The organism is Streptomyces physcomitrii (assembly GCF_012273655.1).
In the GTDB taxonomy this organism is placed as follows: domain Bacteria; phylum Actinomycetota; class Actinomycetes; order Streptomycetales; family Streptomycetaceae; genus Streptomyces; species Streptomyces physcomitrii.
On record NZ_JAAWWP010000006.1, the window covers coordinates 1 to 15,728 of the forward strand.

The 15,728-nt window shown below is 73.6% G+C and carries 14 protein-coding genes; 6 read left to right on the forward strand and 8 right to left on the reverse strand.

Features of this window, described 5'->3' with window-relative positions; translation table 11 throughout:
- Nucleotides 1-303 precede the first annotated feature (303 nt).
- From HFV08_RS11630 to HFV08_RS11645, 4 genes are read right to left on the reverse strand one after another with little or no spacing between them, the layout of a single operon-like run.
- On the reverse strand, nt 304-1,716 hold the full coding sequence (locus HFV08_RS11630) for a GH1 family beta-glucosidase (protein ID WP_168538550.1): 1,413 nt from the start codon (nt 1,714-1,716) through the stop codon (nt 304-306).
- A complete protein-coding gene (locus tag HFV08_RS11635; protein WP_040255239.1) occupies nt 1,713-2,585 on the reverse strand; it encodes a carbohydrate ABC transporter permease in 873 nt (290 codons plus the stop codon). The genes HFV08_RS11630 and HFV08_RS11635 overlap by 4 nt, the downstream gene beginning before the upstream one ends.
- Nucleotides 2,578-3,582, reverse strand: coding sequence for a carbohydrate ABC transporter permease (locus HFV08_RS11640; RefSeq protein WP_168538552.1), 1,005 nt, complete (start codon nt 3,580-3,582; stop codon nt 2,578-2,580). Before HFV08_RS11640 ends, HFV08_RS11635 begins: the two co-directional genes overlap by 8 nt.
- Before the next feature lie 13 nt (nt 3,583-3,595).
- Nucleotides 3,596-4,912: an extracellular solute-binding protein gene (locus HFV08_RS11645; protein ID WP_168538557.1), complete on the reverse strand. Its 1,317-nt coding sequence runs from the start codon at nt 4,910-4,912 to the stop codon at nt 3,596-3,598.
- A 191-nt stretch (nt 4,913-5,103) separates the two neighbouring features.
- Here HFV08_RS11645 and HFV08_RS11650 point away from each other — a divergent pair, with 191 nt between their 5' ends.
- The 4 genes from HFV08_RS11650 (at nt 5,104) to HFV08_RS11665 (ending at nt 9,104) form a co-directional block, all read left to right on the forward strand.
- A complete protein-coding gene (locus HFV08_RS11650) occupies nt 5,104-6,402 on the forward strand; it encodes an ROK family protein (protein WP_168538559.1) in 1,299 nt (432 codons plus the stop codon).
- Nucleotides 6,403-6,583: 181 nt separating this feature from the next.
- Entirely contained in the window at nt 6,584-8,122 is a 1,539-nt protein-coding gene (locus HFV08_RS11655) for a SpoIIE family protein phosphatase (protein WP_168538561.1), read from the forward strand.
- 132 nt (nt 8,123-8,254) lie between these two features.
- Nucleotides 8,255-8,482, forward strand: coding sequence for an antitoxin (locus HFV08_RS11660; RefSeq protein WP_168538563.1), 228 nt, complete (start codon nt 8,255-8,257; stop codon nt 8,480-8,482).
- A gap of 283 nt (nt 8,483-8,765) precedes the next feature.
- Complete coding sequence (locus tag HFV08_RS11665) at nt 8,766-9,104, forward strand: fic family toxin-antitoxin system, toxin component (RefSeq protein ID WP_168538565.1); 339 nt, start codon at nt 8,766-8,768, stop codon at nt 9,102-9,104.
- A 246-nt stretch (nt 9,105-9,350) separates the two neighbouring features.
- On the opposite strand, the gene bioD is transcribed toward HFV08_RS11665, so the two are convergent.
- Genes bioD through bioB form a run of 3 tightly spaced genes read right to left on the reverse strand, consistent with a single transcriptional unit; the run spans nt 9,351 to nt 12,587 of the window.
- Complete coding sequence (gene bioD / locus HFV08_RS11670) at nt 9,351-10,085, reverse strand: dethiobiotin synthase (RefSeq protein ID WP_168538567.1); 735 nt, start codon at nt 10,083-10,085, stop codon at nt 9,351-9,353.
- A 47-nt stretch (nt 10,086-10,132) separates the two neighbouring features.
- Nucleotides 10,133-11,395, reverse strand: coding sequence for an adenosylmethionine--8-amino-7-oxononanoate transaminase (locus HFV08_RS11675; protein WP_168538569.1), 1,263 nt, complete (start codon nt 11,393-11,395; stop codon nt 10,133-10,135).
- A complete protein-coding gene (gene bioB, locus HFV08_RS11680; RefSeq protein ID WP_168538571.1) occupies nt 11,388-12,587 on the reverse strand; it encodes a biotin synthase BioB in 1,200 nt (399 codons plus the stop codon). The genes HFV08_RS11675 and bioB overlap by 8 nt, the downstream gene beginning before the upstream one ends.
- A gap of 222 nt (nt 12,588-12,809) precedes the next feature.
- Here bioB and HFV08_RS11685 point away from each other — a divergent pair, with 222 nt between their 5' ends.
- Nucleotides 12,810-13,946, forward strand: a complete 1,137-nt coding sequence (locus tag HFV08_RS11685) for an 8-amino-7-oxononanoate synthase (RefSeq protein WP_168538573.1) — start codon at nt 12,810-12,812, stop codon at nt 13,944-13,946.
- A gap of 220 nt (nt 13,947-14,166) precedes the next feature.
- Nucleotides 14,167-14,610 carry an ATP-binding protein gene (locus HFV08_RS11690; RefSeq protein ID WP_168538575.1) on the forward strand — a complete coding sequence of 148 codons (444 nt, stop codon included), beginning with the start codon at nt 14,167-14,169 and terminating at the stop codon, nt 14,608-14,610.
- A 111-nt stretch (nt 14,611-14,721) separates the two neighbouring features.
- On the opposite strand, the gene HFV08_RS11695 is transcribed toward HFV08_RS11690, so the two are convergent.
- The gene (locus HFV08_RS11695) at nt 14,722-15,195 is read right to left on the reverse strand and encodes a C40 family peptidase (protein ID WP_168538577.1); all 474 of its coding nucleotides are present in this window, start codon (nt 15,193-15,195) and stop codon (nt 14,722-14,724) included.
- Nucleotides 15,196-15,728: the final 533 nt, after the last annotated feature.

The window sequence follows — 15,728 nt, forward strand, 5'->3', positions numbered from 1 at the left end:
CCCATCACGGTGCGCCGCAGCGCCTGCCGCTCGATCTCGGCGACGGGCTGCACGTAGAGCACCGCGGACTGCAGCCCGTGCTCGTCCTCGGTGCCGACGACGGCGCAGTCCCGCACCCCGGCGCGCGCGGGGCGGCGGAGGCGGAGCCGGGGGCCGCCGTGCCGAGGGCCGCGGCGGCGCCGGCGGCCGCGGCGCCCGCGAGCAGGGCGCGGCGGGAGACGGGCGGGGTGCGGCGCGCAGAGTCTGACATCGGGCGCTCCCTTGGGTGTGGGGGGTGTGGGACCGGAGGTGCGGTGGGGTGGTTCAGGCGGCGCGGGCGGCCTGTTCGCGGTGGGCGCGGATGATCTCGGCGTAGCGGTGGCCGCTGGACTTGATGGTGCGCCGCTGGCTGGCGTAGTCGACGTGGACCAGGCCGAAGCGCTTGTCGTAGCCGTACGCCCACTCGAAGTTGTCCAGGAGCGACCAGGCGAAGTAGCCCGCGAGCGGGGCGCCCTTGCGGATCGCGGCGGCGCAGGCCGCCAGGTGCCGCAGCAGGTAGTCCTCGCGGGCCGGGTCGTCCACGGTGCCGTCCGGGCCGAGGGTGTCCGGGAAGGAGGAGCCGTTCTCGGTGACGTAGAGGCGGCGGGCCCCGTAGTCCTCGGTGAGCCGCAGCAGCAGGGTCTCCAGGCCGGAGGCGTCGACCTCCCAGTCCATGCCGGTGCGCGGTACGTCCGGGCGGCGCACCGAGCGGGCGTGCGGCACCGGGCCCAGCGGGTCGTCCTGGACCGTCTCCGGGAAGTAGTAGTTGAGGCCGTGCCAGTCGAGCGGCGCCGCGATGGCCGCCGAGTCGCCCGGCCGCTCCGGGAGTTCGACCCCGTAGAGGTCGCGCATATCGGCGGGGAAGCCGCGCCCGTACAGCGGGTCGAGCCACCAGCGGTTGGTGTGGCCGTCCATCCGGCGGGCCGCGCCGAGGTCGGCGGGGTTGTCGGAGGCCGGGTGCACGGGGGAGTGGTTGGTGACGATGCCGACCTCGGCGCCCGGCACCGCCGCGCGGATCGCCGCGGTGGCCAGGCCGTGCCCGAGAAGCAGGTGGTAGGAGGAGCGCACCGCGGCGGTCAGGTCCTTCAGGCCCGGTGCCATCCGGCCCTCCAGGTGCCCGATCCAGGCGGAGCAGAGGGGCTCGTTGAGGGTGGCCCAGTGGCTGACGCGGTCGCCGAGGCGATCGGCGACGACCGCGGCGTACGCGGCGAAGGCCTCCGCGGTGTCCCGCTCGGGCCAGCCGCCCCGGTCCTGGAGTGCCTGCGGCAGGTCCCAGTGGTAGAGGGTCACCGAGGGGGTGATGCCCGCCTCCAGGAGTCCGTCCACCAACTGCTCGTAGAAGTCCAGGCCCTTGGCGTTGACGGGGCCGTCGCCGCCGGGCAGTACCCGCGGCCAGGCCACCGAGAGCCGGTAGGCGTCGGTGCCCAGACGCCGCATCAGCGCGATGTCCTCGCGCCAGCGGTGGTAGTGGTCGCAGGCCACGTCGCCGGTGTCGCCGCCGTCGACGGTGCCGGGCCGCTGCGCGAAGGTGTCCCAGATGGAGGGCGCGCGGCCGTCCTCGGCGACGGCGCCCTCGATCTGGTACGCCGAGGTGGCCGTGCCCCAGAGGAAGTCGGGCGGCAGCGCGGAGAGGTCGGGGGTGGGGGGCACGGGAGTCCTTTCGCGGTCGGGGAGGTCGCGGTCGGCGGAGGGGGTCATTTGACGGCGCCCGCGGTGAGTCCGGCGACCAGGTAGCGCTGGAGCAGCAGGAAGCCCGCGACCACCGGGACGCTCACCACCAGGGAGGCGGCCATGACCTGGTTCCAGTAGACGTCGGTCTGGGTGGCGTAGCCCTGGAGGCCCACGGCGAGGGTGCGGGTGGTGTCGTTGGTCAGCACCGAGGCGAAGAGGACCTCGCCCCAGGCGGTCATGAAGGAGTAGACGGTGACCGCGACGATGCCGGGCATCGCCGCCGGGACGACCACCCGGAAGAGCGCGCCGAGCGGTCCGCAGCCGTCGACCAGGGCCGCCTCGTCCAGGTCCCGGGGCACCGACTCCAGGTAGCCGATCAGCATCCAGACCGAGAAGGGCAGCGAGAAGGTCAGATAGGTGAGGATCAGCCCGCCCCGGGAGCCGAAGAGGGCGATCCCGGTGGCGTTGCCGATGTTCACGTAGAGCAGGAACAGCGGCAGCAGGAAGAGGATGCCGGGGAACATCTGGGTGGACAGCACGGTGACGGTGAAGACCCGCTTGCCGCGGAACTCGTAGCGGCTGACCGCGTAGGCGGCGAAGACCGCGACCACCACCGAGCAGACGGTCGCCGCGCCCGCCACCAGCAGCGAGTTGAGGAAGTAGCGGGCCAGCGGGATGGTCGACCAGATGTCGGCGTACGGGCTCAGCGTGACCTCGCCGGGCAGCCACCGGAAGGCGCCCGAGACGTCCTGGAGCGGCTTGAGCGAGCTGGAGAGCATCACGTACACCGGCAGCAGGACGAAGCCGGAGAGCAGGGTGAGGAAGAGCGCCCGCGACCAGACGAAGGAGCGGGGCGCGGCCGTGGGGGAGCGGCGCGGTGCGGCGGCCTCAGGCATGGCGGGCCTTCCTTCCTCGCGAGGTGAGCAGCAGATAGGTGCCCGTGACGAGCAGCAGGAAGAGCAGCAGCAGGACCGACATCGCCGCCCCGGAGCCGAAGTTCCAGGTGACGAACGAGGATTCGTAGATGTGGATCGAGAGGATGTCGGCGGAGTCGGGCGCCGACTTGCCGAAGAGCAGGTACGGGGTGTTGAAGTCGTTGAAGGTCCACAGGAAGAGCACCAGGACCAGGACCTGGTTGACCGGCCGCAGCGAGGGCAGCGTGATGTGCCGGATCTGCTGCCACATCCCGGAGCCGTCCAGGGCGGCGGCCTCGTACAGCTCCTTGGGGACGTTCTGGAGTCCCGCGGTGACGATGAGGAAGGCGAAGGGCCAGTTCTTCCACACCGAGACGGTCACCAGGGCGTAGAAGCTGTTGTCGCCGATCAGCCAGAAGGGCCGCCCGTCGGTGACGCCGAGCTGGTCGTGCAGCACGTGGTTCACCAGGCCGTTGTCGTGCTGGAACATGAAGACCCAGGTGATGACGGCGGCGTAGACGGGCAGCGCGTACGGGACGAGGAAGACCGCACGGAGCAGGCCGCGCCCCCGGAAGGCGTCCTGCATGTAGATCGCGGCGGCGGTGCCGAGCAGCCAGCACAGCAGCACCGAGAGCACGGTGAATCCGCAGGTCACGAAGAAGGAGTGGAGCAGCTCCCGGCCGACCGCGGCGTCGAAGTCCACCGCCACCCGGTAGTTGTCGAAGGCCGTCCAGGGCGCGGTGCCCCAGTCGCGCAGGGTGAACTGGGTGAGCTGCTTGAAGCTCATCACCACCCCGCTGACCATCGGCACCAGATGGACCAGGAGTTCGAGCAGCAGCGCGGGCAGGAGCAGCAGATACGGCAGGCCGATCCGGCGCAGGCGGCCGGGGCGGCGGCGGGCGGGCGCGGGGCCGGGCCCGGCGGGCGGGCCCGGCTCCTTGCGCGGCGTCCCGGCGGTGGGGGCGGGTGCGGTCGTCATGGCAGCGGCCGGCTCACTTCTTCGGCATCTGCTGCTGCGCCTTGTCCAGCGCGGCGCGGACCGAGGAGGTGGTGACGGACCGTCCGGCCGCGGCGTCCGCGAGCAGCTCCTTGACCGCCGAGCCCACCGCGGTCTCGAACTGCGACTCGTCGGGCACCTGCGGCAGGGCCGCGGCGCTGGTGGCGAGGGTCTCGCGCAGGGCGGAGGTGACGGGGGTGTGGAAGAAGGAGTCCCGCTGCGCCGACTTCACCGGCGGGATCGAGCCGTAGGCCTTGTTGAGGATCTTCTGCTCGGCGTCGCCGGTCATGAACTTCACGAAGGCCTTGGCCCCGTCGAGATTGCGGGTGCTCTTGAAGACGGCCATGTTGATCCCGGCGGCCATCGAGTTGACCTGGGCGCCGCTGCCGGGGGAGCCCGAGCGGACCGGCGCGGGCGCGAGCCCCCACTCGGAGTCCTTCATGCCCATCGTCTTCAGGCTCGCGGAGGCGGTCTGCCAGAGCAGCATCGCCGTCCTGCCCTTGGCGAAGTCGCTGACCGACTGGTTCTGCGCGTACTCGGCGTTGCCGGGCGCGATCACCTTGTCCTTCGCCATCAGGTCCACGTACTGCTTGACGGCCGCGACCGCGCCCTTCGAGGTGAAGTCCGCCTTGCCCTCGGGGGTGAAGAAGTCGGCGCCGTGCTGCTTGCCGAGCACGAAGACCTGGTGGATGTTCTCGGAGGGGTTGGCGCCCTCCGCGCCCAGGCCCCAGACCCCCTTCTCGGCCCGCACCTTCTTCCCCGCGGCCACCAACTCGTCCCAGGTGGCGGGCGGTTCGGAGATGCCGGCCTCCTTGAAGAGCTGCTTGTTGTAGTAGAGGGCGTACGCCATCGAGTAGAGCGGCACCGCGGCGGGCGCCTGGCCCGGGGCGCCGGTGGACTCCAGGGCGGAGTCCACGAAGCGGTCCCGGCCGCCGATGCTCTCGAAGTTCTTCCCGTCCCAGGGCAGCAGGGCGCCGGTGGCCTGCAGCGAGGCGCTCCAGGTGTTGCCGATGTTGAGGACGTCGGGGCCCTGCCCGGAGGTGGTGGCGGTGAGGATGCGGTTCAGCAGCTCCGACCAGGGGACCACCTCCAGCTTCACCTTGATGCCGGTCTGCTTCTCGAACTTGGCCAGCTCCGGCTTCAGCACCTTCTTGTCGACCTCGGCGTTGGCGCCCTGGTTCGAGGCCCAGTACGTGAGCGTCTTGGGCGAGTCGTTGGAGCCGCCGCCGGTGTCGGTGCCGCCGCCGCAGGCCGGGACTGCGAGGGCGAGGGCGAGGAGGACGGCCCCTCTGGCCGCGAGTGTGGTGCGCATGAGTCCTTGGGTCCCTTCCGGGAGACGGGGCCGCGAACGGGAGCGCCGGACGGCACCGCATTCGACTTCTGAAGTCCCCCACGGTTTAATTCACGACGTGAGTTAAACCGTGGGAGAAGGGTCGGTCAAGACATCCGGCAGCGGTATCTTGAGGACGGACCCGGCCCGGTTCCGGCCGACTTGGAGGTCAGGTGGCAGCACGCGGCAGCCGAACGGTCCGTGACCTGCGAAGGGAGAACAGAGCCTCGGTTCTGCGCGCCCTCTACTTCGAAGGCCCCATGAGCCGCCACCAGTTGGGCCCCGCCACCGGACTGAGTTCGGGTTCTGTCAGCAATGTGGTCGGCGAACTCCTCGCCGAGGGCCTCCTGGAGGAGACCGGCAGCGTCGACTCCGACCGCGGCCGCCCCCGCACCCTGCTGCGCACCGCCCCCGCCAGCGGCCACTTGATCGGCGTGGACATCGGCGAGACCCGGGTCCGCGTCGAGCTCTTCGACCTGACCCTGGCCGAACTCGCCCGCACCGAACGCCCCTTGCCCCCCGAGGCCCGCGGCGCCTACGAGGTCGGCGCCCTCGTCGACCACGTCCGGGACGGCATCGCCGAGGTCCTCGCCGCCACCGGCATGTCCGCCGAGGCGCTGCTCGGCGTCGGCATCGGCGTGCCCGGGATCATCGAGCACACCGCCGGGGACGGTGCCCTGGTGCACGGCCAGACCATCGGCTGGGACGCCGTCCCGCTGGAACGCCTGCTCCGGCTGACCGGCCAACTCCCGCCGCAGGTCCCGTACTTCATCGACAACGGCGCCAAGACCCTGGGCCAGGCCGAGGTCTGGTTCGGCGCCGGACGCGGCGCCCGGGACGCCGTGGTGGTGCTCTTCGGCTCCGGGGTCGGGGCCTGCGTGGTGAGCGAGGGCTCCGCGCACGTGCGGGCCGTGGAGTGGGGGCATCTGACCGTACGGGTACGGGGCAGGCGGTGCCGCTGCGGGGCGCTCGGCTGCCTGGAGGCCTACGCCGGGGCCGAGGCCCTGCTCGCCCGCTGGCGGGAGGCCGGGGGCGAGCCCCTCGCGGACGCCGACGAGGAGACCGCGCTCGCCGCGATGCTCGCCGCCGCGCACCCCGCGGACGGCGGACCCGGCGACCCGGTGGCCGCGGCCGTCCTCGCCGAGACCGCCGAGTACCTCGGGGCGGGCATGTCCGACCTCATCAACCTCTTCCGGCCCGAGCGCATCCTGGTCGGCGGCTGGGCCGGGCTCCAGCTGGGCACCCGCTTCCTGGCCGAGGTACGCGAGCACGCCCAGGCCTACGCCCTGCGCCACCCCGCCCGGCAGGTCGCCATCGAGCTGGGCCGCCTCGGCCCGGACGCGGTGACCGTGGGCGCCGCGACGCTCCCGCTGGCCGACTTCTTCGCCCGGGGCGGGCGCCGGGCGCCCGCGCCCGAGGCCCCGCTGCCGCACCCCGCCTGGCGGGCCTCCCTCGACGGGCGCATGGCCTGAGGGGCCCGGCCCGGCGCCCGGTGCTCGCTCTCTGGCGGCCGCCCCGCCGCGCGGGGTGCGCGGGTGCGCCCGGTAGGTGGACCATGGAGGGAGCGGACTGGACCGGCCCGGACCGTGGGCGCCGCGTCGAGGTCCGCCGGGCCGCGGCCCGGTGCCGGCGACCGGAAGGAGGCCCGCGTACATGGGTGCGACCGAGCCCTTGCCGGGCGAGTCCGAGGCTGTCACCGGGTCCGGAGACCCGGGGGAGGTGGGCAGCTCCACAACGGGCGGGCTCCTCGACGTGCTCGGCGTGGCCGCCGTCGTCCTCGACGAGGAGGGCCGGATCCGGCTGTGGAGCCCGCAGGCCGAGGAGCTGTTCGGCTACCGCGCCGAGGAGGCCCTCGGCGCGTTCGCGGGCCAGCTCCTCGTCTTCGACCAGCATCTGGAGCAGGTGCTCAGGCTGTTCACCCAGGTCATGGAGAGCGGTTCCAGCTGGGCGGGTGTCTTCCCGGTCAGGCACCGGGACGGCGGCATGCGCCTGGTGGAGTTCCGCAATGTGCGGCTCCAGGACGAGAAGCGCGGCTTCTACGCCCTGGGCCTCGCCACCGACCAGGCGAGACTGCGGCGGGTGGAACGCGATCTGGCGCTCTCCACCCGGCTGGTCGCACAGTCGCCGATCGGCCTCGCCGTCCTCGACACCGACCTGCGGTACGTCTCGGTCAACCCGGCCGAGGAGCGGATGAACGGGATGCCCGCCGAGGACCACATCGGCAAGCACATCCACGAGGTGGTGCCCTACCTGCACGACTCCTTCACCGAGGCGATGCGGGAGGTGCTGGCCACCGGGGTGCCGGTGCTCGACCAGTACACCGTCGGCCGCACCCCCGCCGACCCCGATCACGACCACGCCTGGTCGATCTCCTTCTTCCGCCTGGAGGCCCCCAACGGCAAGGTGCTCGGCGTCGCCACCTCCAGCGTGGACGTCACCGACCGGCACCGCGCCGTCGAGGAGCAGCGGCACACCGCCCTCACCCTCCAGCGCAGCCTGCTGCCGCACACGCCCCCGCGCCGGCCCGGCCTGGAGGTCGCCGTCCGCTACCGCCCGGCGCAGGAGACCATCGAGATCGGCGGCGACTGGTTCGACGTGATCCCACTGGACGGCGAGAAGACCGCCCTGGTGGTCGGCGACGTCATGGGCAGCGGCGTGGTCTCCGCCGCCACCATGGGGCAGCTGCGCACCGCCACCCGCACCCTGGCCGACCTCGACCTCCCGCCCGCCCAGGTCCTGCACCACCTCGACCACATCACCGACGGCCTGGGCGAGGCCATCGCCACCTGCGTCTACGCGGTCTACGACCCCCGCACCGCGCAGTGCCACCTCTCCCTCGCCGGGCATCTGCCGCCGCTGCTGCACCGCGCGGACGGCAGCCGGACCCTGCTCGACCTCGACCCGGGCGCCCCGCTCGGCGGCTGCGGCCCCGGCTTCACCGGCGCCCGTATCGACCTGCACGAGGGCGATCAGCTCGTCCTCTACACGGACGGCCTGGTGGAGACCCGGGACCAGCCGCTCGACGAGGGCCTGCGCACCCTCCTGGACGCCTTCGACGATCCGGCCCGCCCGATCGAGGACACCTGCGACCTGCTGCTCTACCGGCTGCGCCACTACGGGGACCACGACGACGTCGCCCTTCTCATCGCCCGGGCGGGCCCGCCGCCGGACGGCCCGGGCCCCGGCCCGTGAGTCCGGCCGACGACCGTGGCCGCCGCGTCCGCAGAGCCGCCCGGGGCCACCGGGACGGGGGTTTCGCGCGGGCCGCCCTCTCCATCCGCTTCCCCCTTGCGGATGCTAGCGGGAGGGCGCTAGCTTCGGGGTATGGCCAAGACTCAGTTGAACGTACGCGTGGACGAGGTCACCGCCCGGGCCGCGCGGGAACGAGCGGGGGCCCGAGGCATGAGCGTCAACAAGTACATCGAGGAACTCGTCCGCCAGGACGTCGGCGAGGCCGGGCAGACCTTCGTCCAGGCCGCCGCCGACTTCATGAAGCAGTACGAGTCCGTCTTCGCCGAGGAGTTCGGGCCGGAGCGCGAGGGCCATCGCTGACGGCGGCACCGCGCGCACCCTTCCCGCCGCCGCGAGGGGCAACTGCCGCCGCGCCAGGCCGAGTTGAGCGCCACCAAGGCCACGGTGCCGCCCGGCTCCCCGGCCTGAGCCGCCCTCGATCCCGGCGGGGGCATACGGAATACTGATCACCGAAGGCGCGGTCCGGCCCCCCGCCCGAGGCCAGGACGGCGCCCCTCGACGTGCCGTACACGGACGGCGAACCGCCGCCGAGACCTCACCGGGAGCCGACATCAACCTGCGGATCGACCTCGCCTGGCTCCTCATGGTGGCCGAACAGAACACGCCCGGTGACCCCCAGGTCACCGACTGGGGCTCCCTGGTGGCGGCGGTCAGCAGACACGAGGCGGAGATCTTCGACATCCCGGTCTACGAGACCCCGCACACCCGCGCCGCGGCCCTGCTCCAGCAACTCCTGCACGTACCGGCGCTGGAACGCTCCAACGCGATGTTCGCCTCCGCCGTCGCCTACGCCTTCCTGGTGGCGAGCGGACTGAAGGTCGCCACCTCCCCGGAGCAGGTACGGGACCTGGCCCGCCTGGTGAAGGACGGCAGCGCGAGCGTGCAGGACATCGCCGCGCAGCTGGAGGGCTGGAGCGTCTGAGGCGCGGGGCCCGGCCGGTCGGACGGGCCCGGGCCCGGATCCGTCCGACCGGCCGGGGGCCGCCCCGGCGGGGTCCGGTACGCGGGGGTGCCGCCCGGGCGCAGGCGGACGGCCGGGGGCCGGCGAACCCGCCGCGCGGCGCGAGGCCGGGGCCGTCTGCTCGCGCAGGCGGACGGCCGGGTGCAGGCCGACCTGGTACGGCCGTAAGGGTCCGAGCCGCCGGGGATCCCGTCCGCCGGGCGGCCGTCAGCCCGCCGTGTAAGGCGGCGCCGCCTCCCGGGCCGTGAACTCCGTCGCCTGCCAGCTGCCGTGCAGCTCGGGGGCGAGCCAGCCGGGGGCCGCCGCCCGGAAGTCCACCGGACGCAGGGCGCCCGCGCCTTCCGGCACCGCCCCGAGCAGCGGGGCGCCGGTGACCGCGGGCAGGTCCGCCAGATTGCAGCGCTCGGCGAGATCGGGCCGCCGCGGCCAGCTGCCGAGCACCAGGCCGCGCAGTTCCACCTCCCGGGCCCGCAGCGCCTCCGCGCTCAGCTCCGCCGTGTTGAGGGTGCCGAGCCCGGCGGGCACGACGAGCACCACCGGCGCTCCGAGCAGCCGCGCGGCGTCCGCCAGCGTCGCGCCCTCCTCGTCGAGGCGGACCAGCAGACCGCCCGCGCCCTCCACCAGGACCAGGTCGTGCTCGGTGGCCAGCTTCTGCGCCGCCTCCGCGATCTCCACCGGCCTGAGCGGCGCCATCCCCGCCCGCCGCGCGGCGGTGCCCGGGGCCAACGGCTCGGGATAGCGGGCGAGTTCGGCCGTGGTCACCGGGCCGCCGAGCCGGGCGGCCTCGGCGGCGTCCCCCGGCTCGCCGGCCGGGACACCCGTCTGCGCGGGCTTCAGCACCGCGACCGTGCGCCCGGCCGCCAGCGCCGTCGCGGCCAGCGCGGCCGTCGCCACCGTCTTGCCCACCTCGGTCCCCGTACCGGAGACCACCCATACCGTCACCTCAACGCACCTTTCCCGCTCTCCGGCCGTCCCTGACCGGGAGCCGCTCAGCCCGCCGCCGCGGCGGCGCACACGGCCCGCGCGATACGGGCCACATCCTCCTCGCCCGCGACATACGGCGGCATCGTGTAGACGAGGTCCCGGAAGGGCCGCAGCCACACGCCCTCCTCGACCGCGGCCTCGGTGGCCGCCGCCATGTCGACCTCGTGGTCGAGCTGGACGACGCCGACGGCGCCGAGCACCCGCACCTCCCGGACCCCCGGCAGCCCGGCCGCCGGGGCGAGACCGCTCTCCAGGCCCGCGCCGATACGCCGGACCTCCGCCCGCCAGTCGTACGAGAGGAGCAGGTCCACCGAGGCCTGCGCGACCGCGGCGGCCAGCGGATTGCCCATGAAGGTCGGACCGTGCGCGAGCACCGGCACCTCGCCGCGCGAGATGCCCTCGGCCACCCGCGGGGTGCACAGCGTCGCCGCCAGCGTGAGATAGCCGCCGGTGAGCGCCTTGCCGAGGCAGAGCACATCGGGGGTGACCCCGGCGTGCTCCGCGGCGAACAGCTCCCCGGTGCGCCCGAAGCCGGTGGCGATCTCGTCGAAGACCAGCAGCACGTCATGGGCGTCGCAGGCCTCGCGCAGCACCCGCAGATACTCCGGGGAGTGGAAGCGCATCCCGCCCGCGCCCTGCACCACCGGCTCGACGACGACCGCGGCCAGCTCGTCCGCGTGCGCGGCGACGGCGGTGCGCAGCTCCTCGGCGTACTCCTCCTCGTAGGCGCGCGGCGGGGGACCGGCGAAGACCTGGCGCGGCAGGGCGCCGGACCACAGCTCGTGCATGCCGCCCTCCGGGTCGCACACCGACATCGGATGCCAGGTGTCCCCGTGGTAGCCGCCGCGCCAGGTCATCAGGCGCCTCTTGGCGGGCCGCCCGAGCGAGCGCCAGTACTGCAGGGCCATCTTGAGTGCGACCTCGACCGAGACCGAACCGGAGTCCGCGAGGAAGACGTGCTCCAGTCCCTCGGGCGTGATGTCGACCAGGGTCTTCGCCAGCCGGACGGCGGGCTCGTGGGTGAGCCCGCCGAACATGACATGGCTCATCTTGTCCAGCTGTCCCCGTACGGCCTCGTTGAGCACCGGGTGGTTGTAGCCGTGGACGGCCGACCACCAGGAGGACATGCCGTCCACCAGCTCGCCCCCGTCGGCCAGCCGGAGCCGGACCCCGCTCGCCGATTCCACGACGAGCGGGTCCACCCGGCCGGGCATCGGACCGTACGGGTGCCAGACGTGCCGGCGGTCGAGAGCGAGCAGGTCACGCATTGGGCGCGAGGTCCGTACCCGCTCCGCGGCGCCGGACGGTCACCAGGTCGGTGCGCGCCCCGGACTCCACCGCCACCGCGGGCTCCGCGGCCTCCTGCGGGGCGGACACGGCGGGCGCGCTGCCGCAGACGCCGCCGCCCTCGCCGCCGGAACCGCAGGAGCCGGTGCCGCAGGATCCGGCCGCGTCCGCGCGGTGCTCGGGCAGGGTCGTGGTGTCCGCGCCCTCCACCTCGAAGCCCGCGTCCGCGATCATGTCCAGGTCGGCCTTGCCCGCCTGGCCCTCACTGGTGAGGTAGTCGCCCAGGAAGATGGAGTTCGCCAGGTGCAGGGCGAGCGGCTGCAGCGAGCGCAGGTGCACCTCGCGGCCGCCCGCGATCCGTACCTCCACGTCCGGGCAGACGAAGCGGACCATGGCGAGGATCCGCAGGCAGTGCTGCGGGGTGAGGTGCCACTCTTTGGCCAGCGGGGTGCCCTCGAAGGGGATCAGGAAGTTGACCGGCACCGAGTCCGGGTCCAGCTCGCGCAGCGAGAAGACCACGTCCACCAGGTCCTCGGCGCTCTCGCCCATGCCCGCGATCAGCCCCGAGCAGGCGGAGAGCCCCGCCGCCTGGGCCTGGTGCACGGTCTCCACGCGGTCCTCGAAGGTGTGCGTGGTGGTGATCTTGCCGTAGGTGCCCTCGGAGGTGTTGAGGTTGTGGTTGTAGGCGTCGGCGCCCGCGGTGCGCAGCCGCTCGGCCTGGCCGTCGGAGAGCAGACCGAGGCAGGCGCAGACCTCGATGCCCTCGTTCTGCTCCTTGATCGTCTCGATGGTCTCCGAGACCCGGGTCACATCGCGGTCGGTCGGCCCGCGGCCGCTGGCCACCAGGCAGACGCGCTTGGCGCCGCCCGCGACACCCGCGGCGGCGGCCTTCGAGGCCTCGTCGGGCTTGAGCCAGGTGTACTTGAGGATCCCGGCCGTGGAGCCGAGGCGCTGCGAACAGTAGGAGCAGTCCTCGGGGCACAGGCCCGACTTGAGGTTGACCAGGTAGTTGAGTTTCACCCGGCGCCCGAACCACTGCCGCCGTACCTTGCCGGCCGCGGCCACCACATCGAGGATCTCGTCGTCGGAAGTGGCCAGTACGGCCAGCGCCTCTTCACGGCTCGGCAGCTCGCGCCGAAGCCCCTTGTCCACCAGCGTGTTCAGCAGGTCCATGCGCCCGATCCTCGCCTACGCCCCCGCCCCGGGCCAAGGTGGGAAGGGACAAGACGGCGCCCGCGACGTGTGGGTATTGCCACACAGTGCCGGCCTGGCAGTCCCGCTAGGGTCTGTGCACTGCCTACAAATCCGCACTGTGGGCCCGTCGTACGGACCCGGGGACCCGGTCGGCTCCGCGTGATCCGCACGACGGGCCCTTGGCCCGGGCCGGAGGAACGCATGGCTGGACCGTTCGACTGGATCGAGGAGCAGGCCCGGCTGCGGCACCGCGCGGGTCTGGTGCGCACCCTGCGCCCCCGGCCCGCCGACTCCCCGCTGCTCGACCTCGCGGGCAACGACTACCTCGGCCTCGCCCGGCACCCCGAGGTGACCGGCGCCGCCGCCGAGGCGGCCCGGCACTGGGGCGCCGGGGCGACCGGCTCCCGCCTGGTCACCGGCTCCACCGCACTGCACGCCCGGCTGGAGGCGGAACTCGCCGCCTTCTGCGGATTCGAGGCGGCCCTCGTCCTCTCCTCGGGCTACGCCGCCAATCTCGCCGCCCTCACCACGCTCGCCCCGCACGGCTCGCTGATCGTCTCGGACGCCGCCAACCACGCCTCGCTGATCGACGGTTGCCGACTGGCCCGCGGCACCACCCAGGTCATCCCGCACGGCGACCTCGACGCGCTGCGCAAGAACCTCGACGGCCACCCGGGCCCGGCGCTCGCCGTCTCCGACTCCGTCTTCTCGGTGGACGGGGACGCCGCCCCGCTCACCGCGCTCGCCGGGGCCTGCCGCGAGTTCGGCGCGGCCCTGCTGGTGGACGACGCCCACGGCCTCGGGGTGCTCGGTCCCGGCGGGCGCGGGGCCCCGGCCGCGGCGGGTCTCGCGGGCGCCGGGGACGTGGTGGCGACCGTGACCCTCTCCAAGTCCCTCGGCAGCCAGGGCGGTGCGGTGCTCGGCCCGGCCCGGGTCATCGACCATCTGGTGAACACCGCCCGCACCTTCATCTTCGACACCGGCCTCGCGCCCGCCGCGGTGGGCGCCGCCCTCGGGGCCCTGCGCCTGGTCGAGCGGGAGCCGGGGCGCCCCGAGGCGGTCCGTACCGTCGCCCGTGACCTGCACGCGCGCCTGACCGGGGCGGGCCTCGAGGCGGTCCGCCCCGACGCCGCCGTGGTCTCGGTCCGCGCGCCCTCGCCCGGCGAGGCCCTCCAATGGGCCGCCGACTGCCGGGAGAAGGGCGTCTCGGTGGGCTGCTTCCGCCCGCCCTCGGTACCGGACGGCATCTCGCGCCTGCGCCTGACCGCCCGCGCCGATCTGACGCCCGCTCAGATCACCGAGGCGGTACGGGTGATCGTCGCGACCGCGCCGCGCTGAGCGGGGCCGGGCCCGCCGCGACGGAGGCGGCGGCCCGGACGCGGTGAGCGGTGACCGCGCGGATTTCACCGCATCGGGCGACAGTTGTCCGCACTTCCGGGTGGCCGGGCCCCCGCGGAAGCGGCCGCGGTGGCACGCTGTCCCCCTGCACCGGCCCGGGGCCGGACCGAGGGCGCGCCGCAGTCCTCGCCCCCGGCACGGTGGGAAGGGACGCCGTGCCATGGCCGATCACCAGGAAGCAAGCCTCACCCTCCCGAGCCGGCCCGCCTCGGTGCCCGAGGCCCGCAGGTTCGCGGGCACGGTCCTCGCCGAGTGGGGGCTGCCCGCCACGGCCGAACTCACCGACAGCGTACGGCTGATCGTCTCGGAACTGGTCACCAACGCCGTACTGCACACCCTCGGCCGGTCCCCCGTCCTGACCGTCCTGCTCCGCCTGGAACGCGAGACGGTGCTGCGGGTCGGCGTACGCGACAGCCATCCCGGACTGCCGCGAAGACCGGCGGCCGAGGGCGAATGCCCGGACGGGGGACGGGGGATGGACATCGTCCAGTGCCTCACCGCCCACCACGGAGGGGAGTTGAGCGTGCTCCCGGACGCGGCGGGCGGCAAGACGGTGTGGACGGTGCTGCCGGTGGTGCGCAGCGCCGAGCCGCTCCCGCAGTGACGTTCCGCCTGGGGCCCGGAGCCGGCCCGGGCGTGCCTCAAGCGGGCGTACGGCAGCGGCAGTTGTCGCGGGCGGTGCGGGGCGCTCGGCCGGGGCGCCGCCCGCTCGGCGTCAGTTCACCCGGCCGTACTGGACGCTGCTGCTCCAGATCTTCTCCAGGCGCACCACGGCCCCGGTCTTGGGGGAGTGCCAGATGCGGCCGTGGCCCGCGTAGATGCCCACGTGGTAGACGTTGCCGGGGTAGCCGAAGAAGACCAGGTCGCCGTTGCGCCGCTGGGCGGGAGGCACCCGCTTCGTGGCGTTGTACTGCTGCTGCGCGGTACGCGGCAGCTCCTTTCCGGCGTGCTTGAAGGCGTACTTGGTCAGACCGGAGCAGTCGAAGCTGTTCGGTCCGGTCGCCCCGTAGCCGTACGGGGCGCCCTGCTTGGAGGCGGCGACCTCCAGGGCCTTGGTGGCCGGGGCGAGAGCCTGGGCGTCCGGGGCGGTACCCGGCAGGGAGATGCCGCCGCCCACGGCGGCGAGGGTGAGGGCCGAGGCGGTACCGGCCCTGGTGAGAACAGCGGGGACACGATTGAACGCGGACATGCGCAACCCTTCGTCAGCCGCCTGTGAAGGATGACCTGTCGGGTTCGGGCTGGCGAAGTTGCCCGGCCGCGGTAGCGCGACTTGACCCCAAGGACCGCTCGGATACGGCTCCGGCGGCCCGTACTGCACGGGTCCTCCACTCCTGCCGATCCACTCCTGTCGACCGGACATCCGGACGGCGGCAGGACTCGGCGTCCGCCCGGATCGCCCCGCCCCTACGGCGGGTGCTTGTCGTCGCAAGCGATGTTCACGCACCGACGCGCCGCTTTCCGGTCGGAACGGGGCCGCACAATTCACCGGCCGATTGGTCCGAATGTGTGGAACGGCGCTCGCGGGCACCCGCGTCCGCACCGCGCGCACCGCCCTCACCTGCGAGGAAGGCGCCCGCGCCGCGCGCCCGCCTCTCAAACGGCGCAACTCAGTTCGGTTTCTTCTCCGGCCCGGAATCCCCCGACCAGGGGTACCCCGACTGGCCCGTTTCACCGCGCACTTCACGCTCACGCACGCGGGAAGCGCGATGCTTCGCGGCCCGT

Bases quoted from the DNA above. Each gene is read 5' to 3' on its own strand.
- HFV08_RS11630 (WP_168538550.1), bottom strand. From the start codon at position 1,716: ATGACCCCCTCCGCCGACCGCGACCTCCCCGACCGCGAAAGGACTCCC.
- HFV08_RS11635 (WP_040255239.1), bottom strand. From the start codon at position 2,585: ATGCCTGAGGCCGCCGCACCGCGCCGCTCCCCCACGGCCGCGCCCCGC.
- HFV08_RS11640 (WP_168538552.1), bottom strand. From the start codon at position 3,582: ATGACGACCGCACCCGCCCCCACCGCCGGGACGCCGCGCAAGGAGCCG.
- HFV08_RS11645 (WP_168538557.1), bottom strand. From the start codon at position 4,912: ATGCGCACCACACTCGCGGCCAGAGGGGCCGTCCTCCTCGCCCTCGCC.
- HFV08_RS11655 (WP_168538561.1), top strand. From the start codon at position 6,584: ATGGGTGCGACCGAGCCCTTGCCGGGCGAGTCCGAGGCTGTCACCGGG.
- HFV08_RS11660 (WP_168538563.1), top strand. From the start codon at position 8,255: ATGGCCAAGACTCAGTTGAACGTACGCGTGGACGAGGTCACCGCCCGG.
- HFV08_RS11665 (WP_168538565.1), top strand. From the start codon at position 8,766: ATGGTGGCCGAACAGAACACGCCCGGTGACCCCCAGGTCACCGACTGG.
- HFV08_RS11675 (WP_168538569.1), bottom strand. From the start codon at position 11,395: ATGCGTGACCTGCTCGCTCTCGACCGCCGGCACGTCTGGCACCCGTAC.
- bioB (WP_168538571.1), bottom strand. From the start codon at position 12,587: ATGGACCTGCTGAACACGCTGGTGGACAAGGGGCTTCGGCGCGAGCTG.
- HFV08_RS11685 (WP_168538573.1), top strand. From the start codon at position 12,810: ATGGCTGGACCGTTCGACTGGATCGAGGAGCAGGCCCGGCTGCGGCAC.
- HFV08_RS11690 (WP_168538575.1), top strand. From the start codon at position 14,167: ATGGCCGATCACCAGGAAGCAAGCCTCACCCTCCCGAGCCGGCCCGCC.
- HFV08_RS11695 (WP_168538577.1), bottom strand. From the start codon at position 15,195: ATGTCCGCGTTCAATCGTGTCCCCGCTGTTCTCACCAGGGCCGGTACC.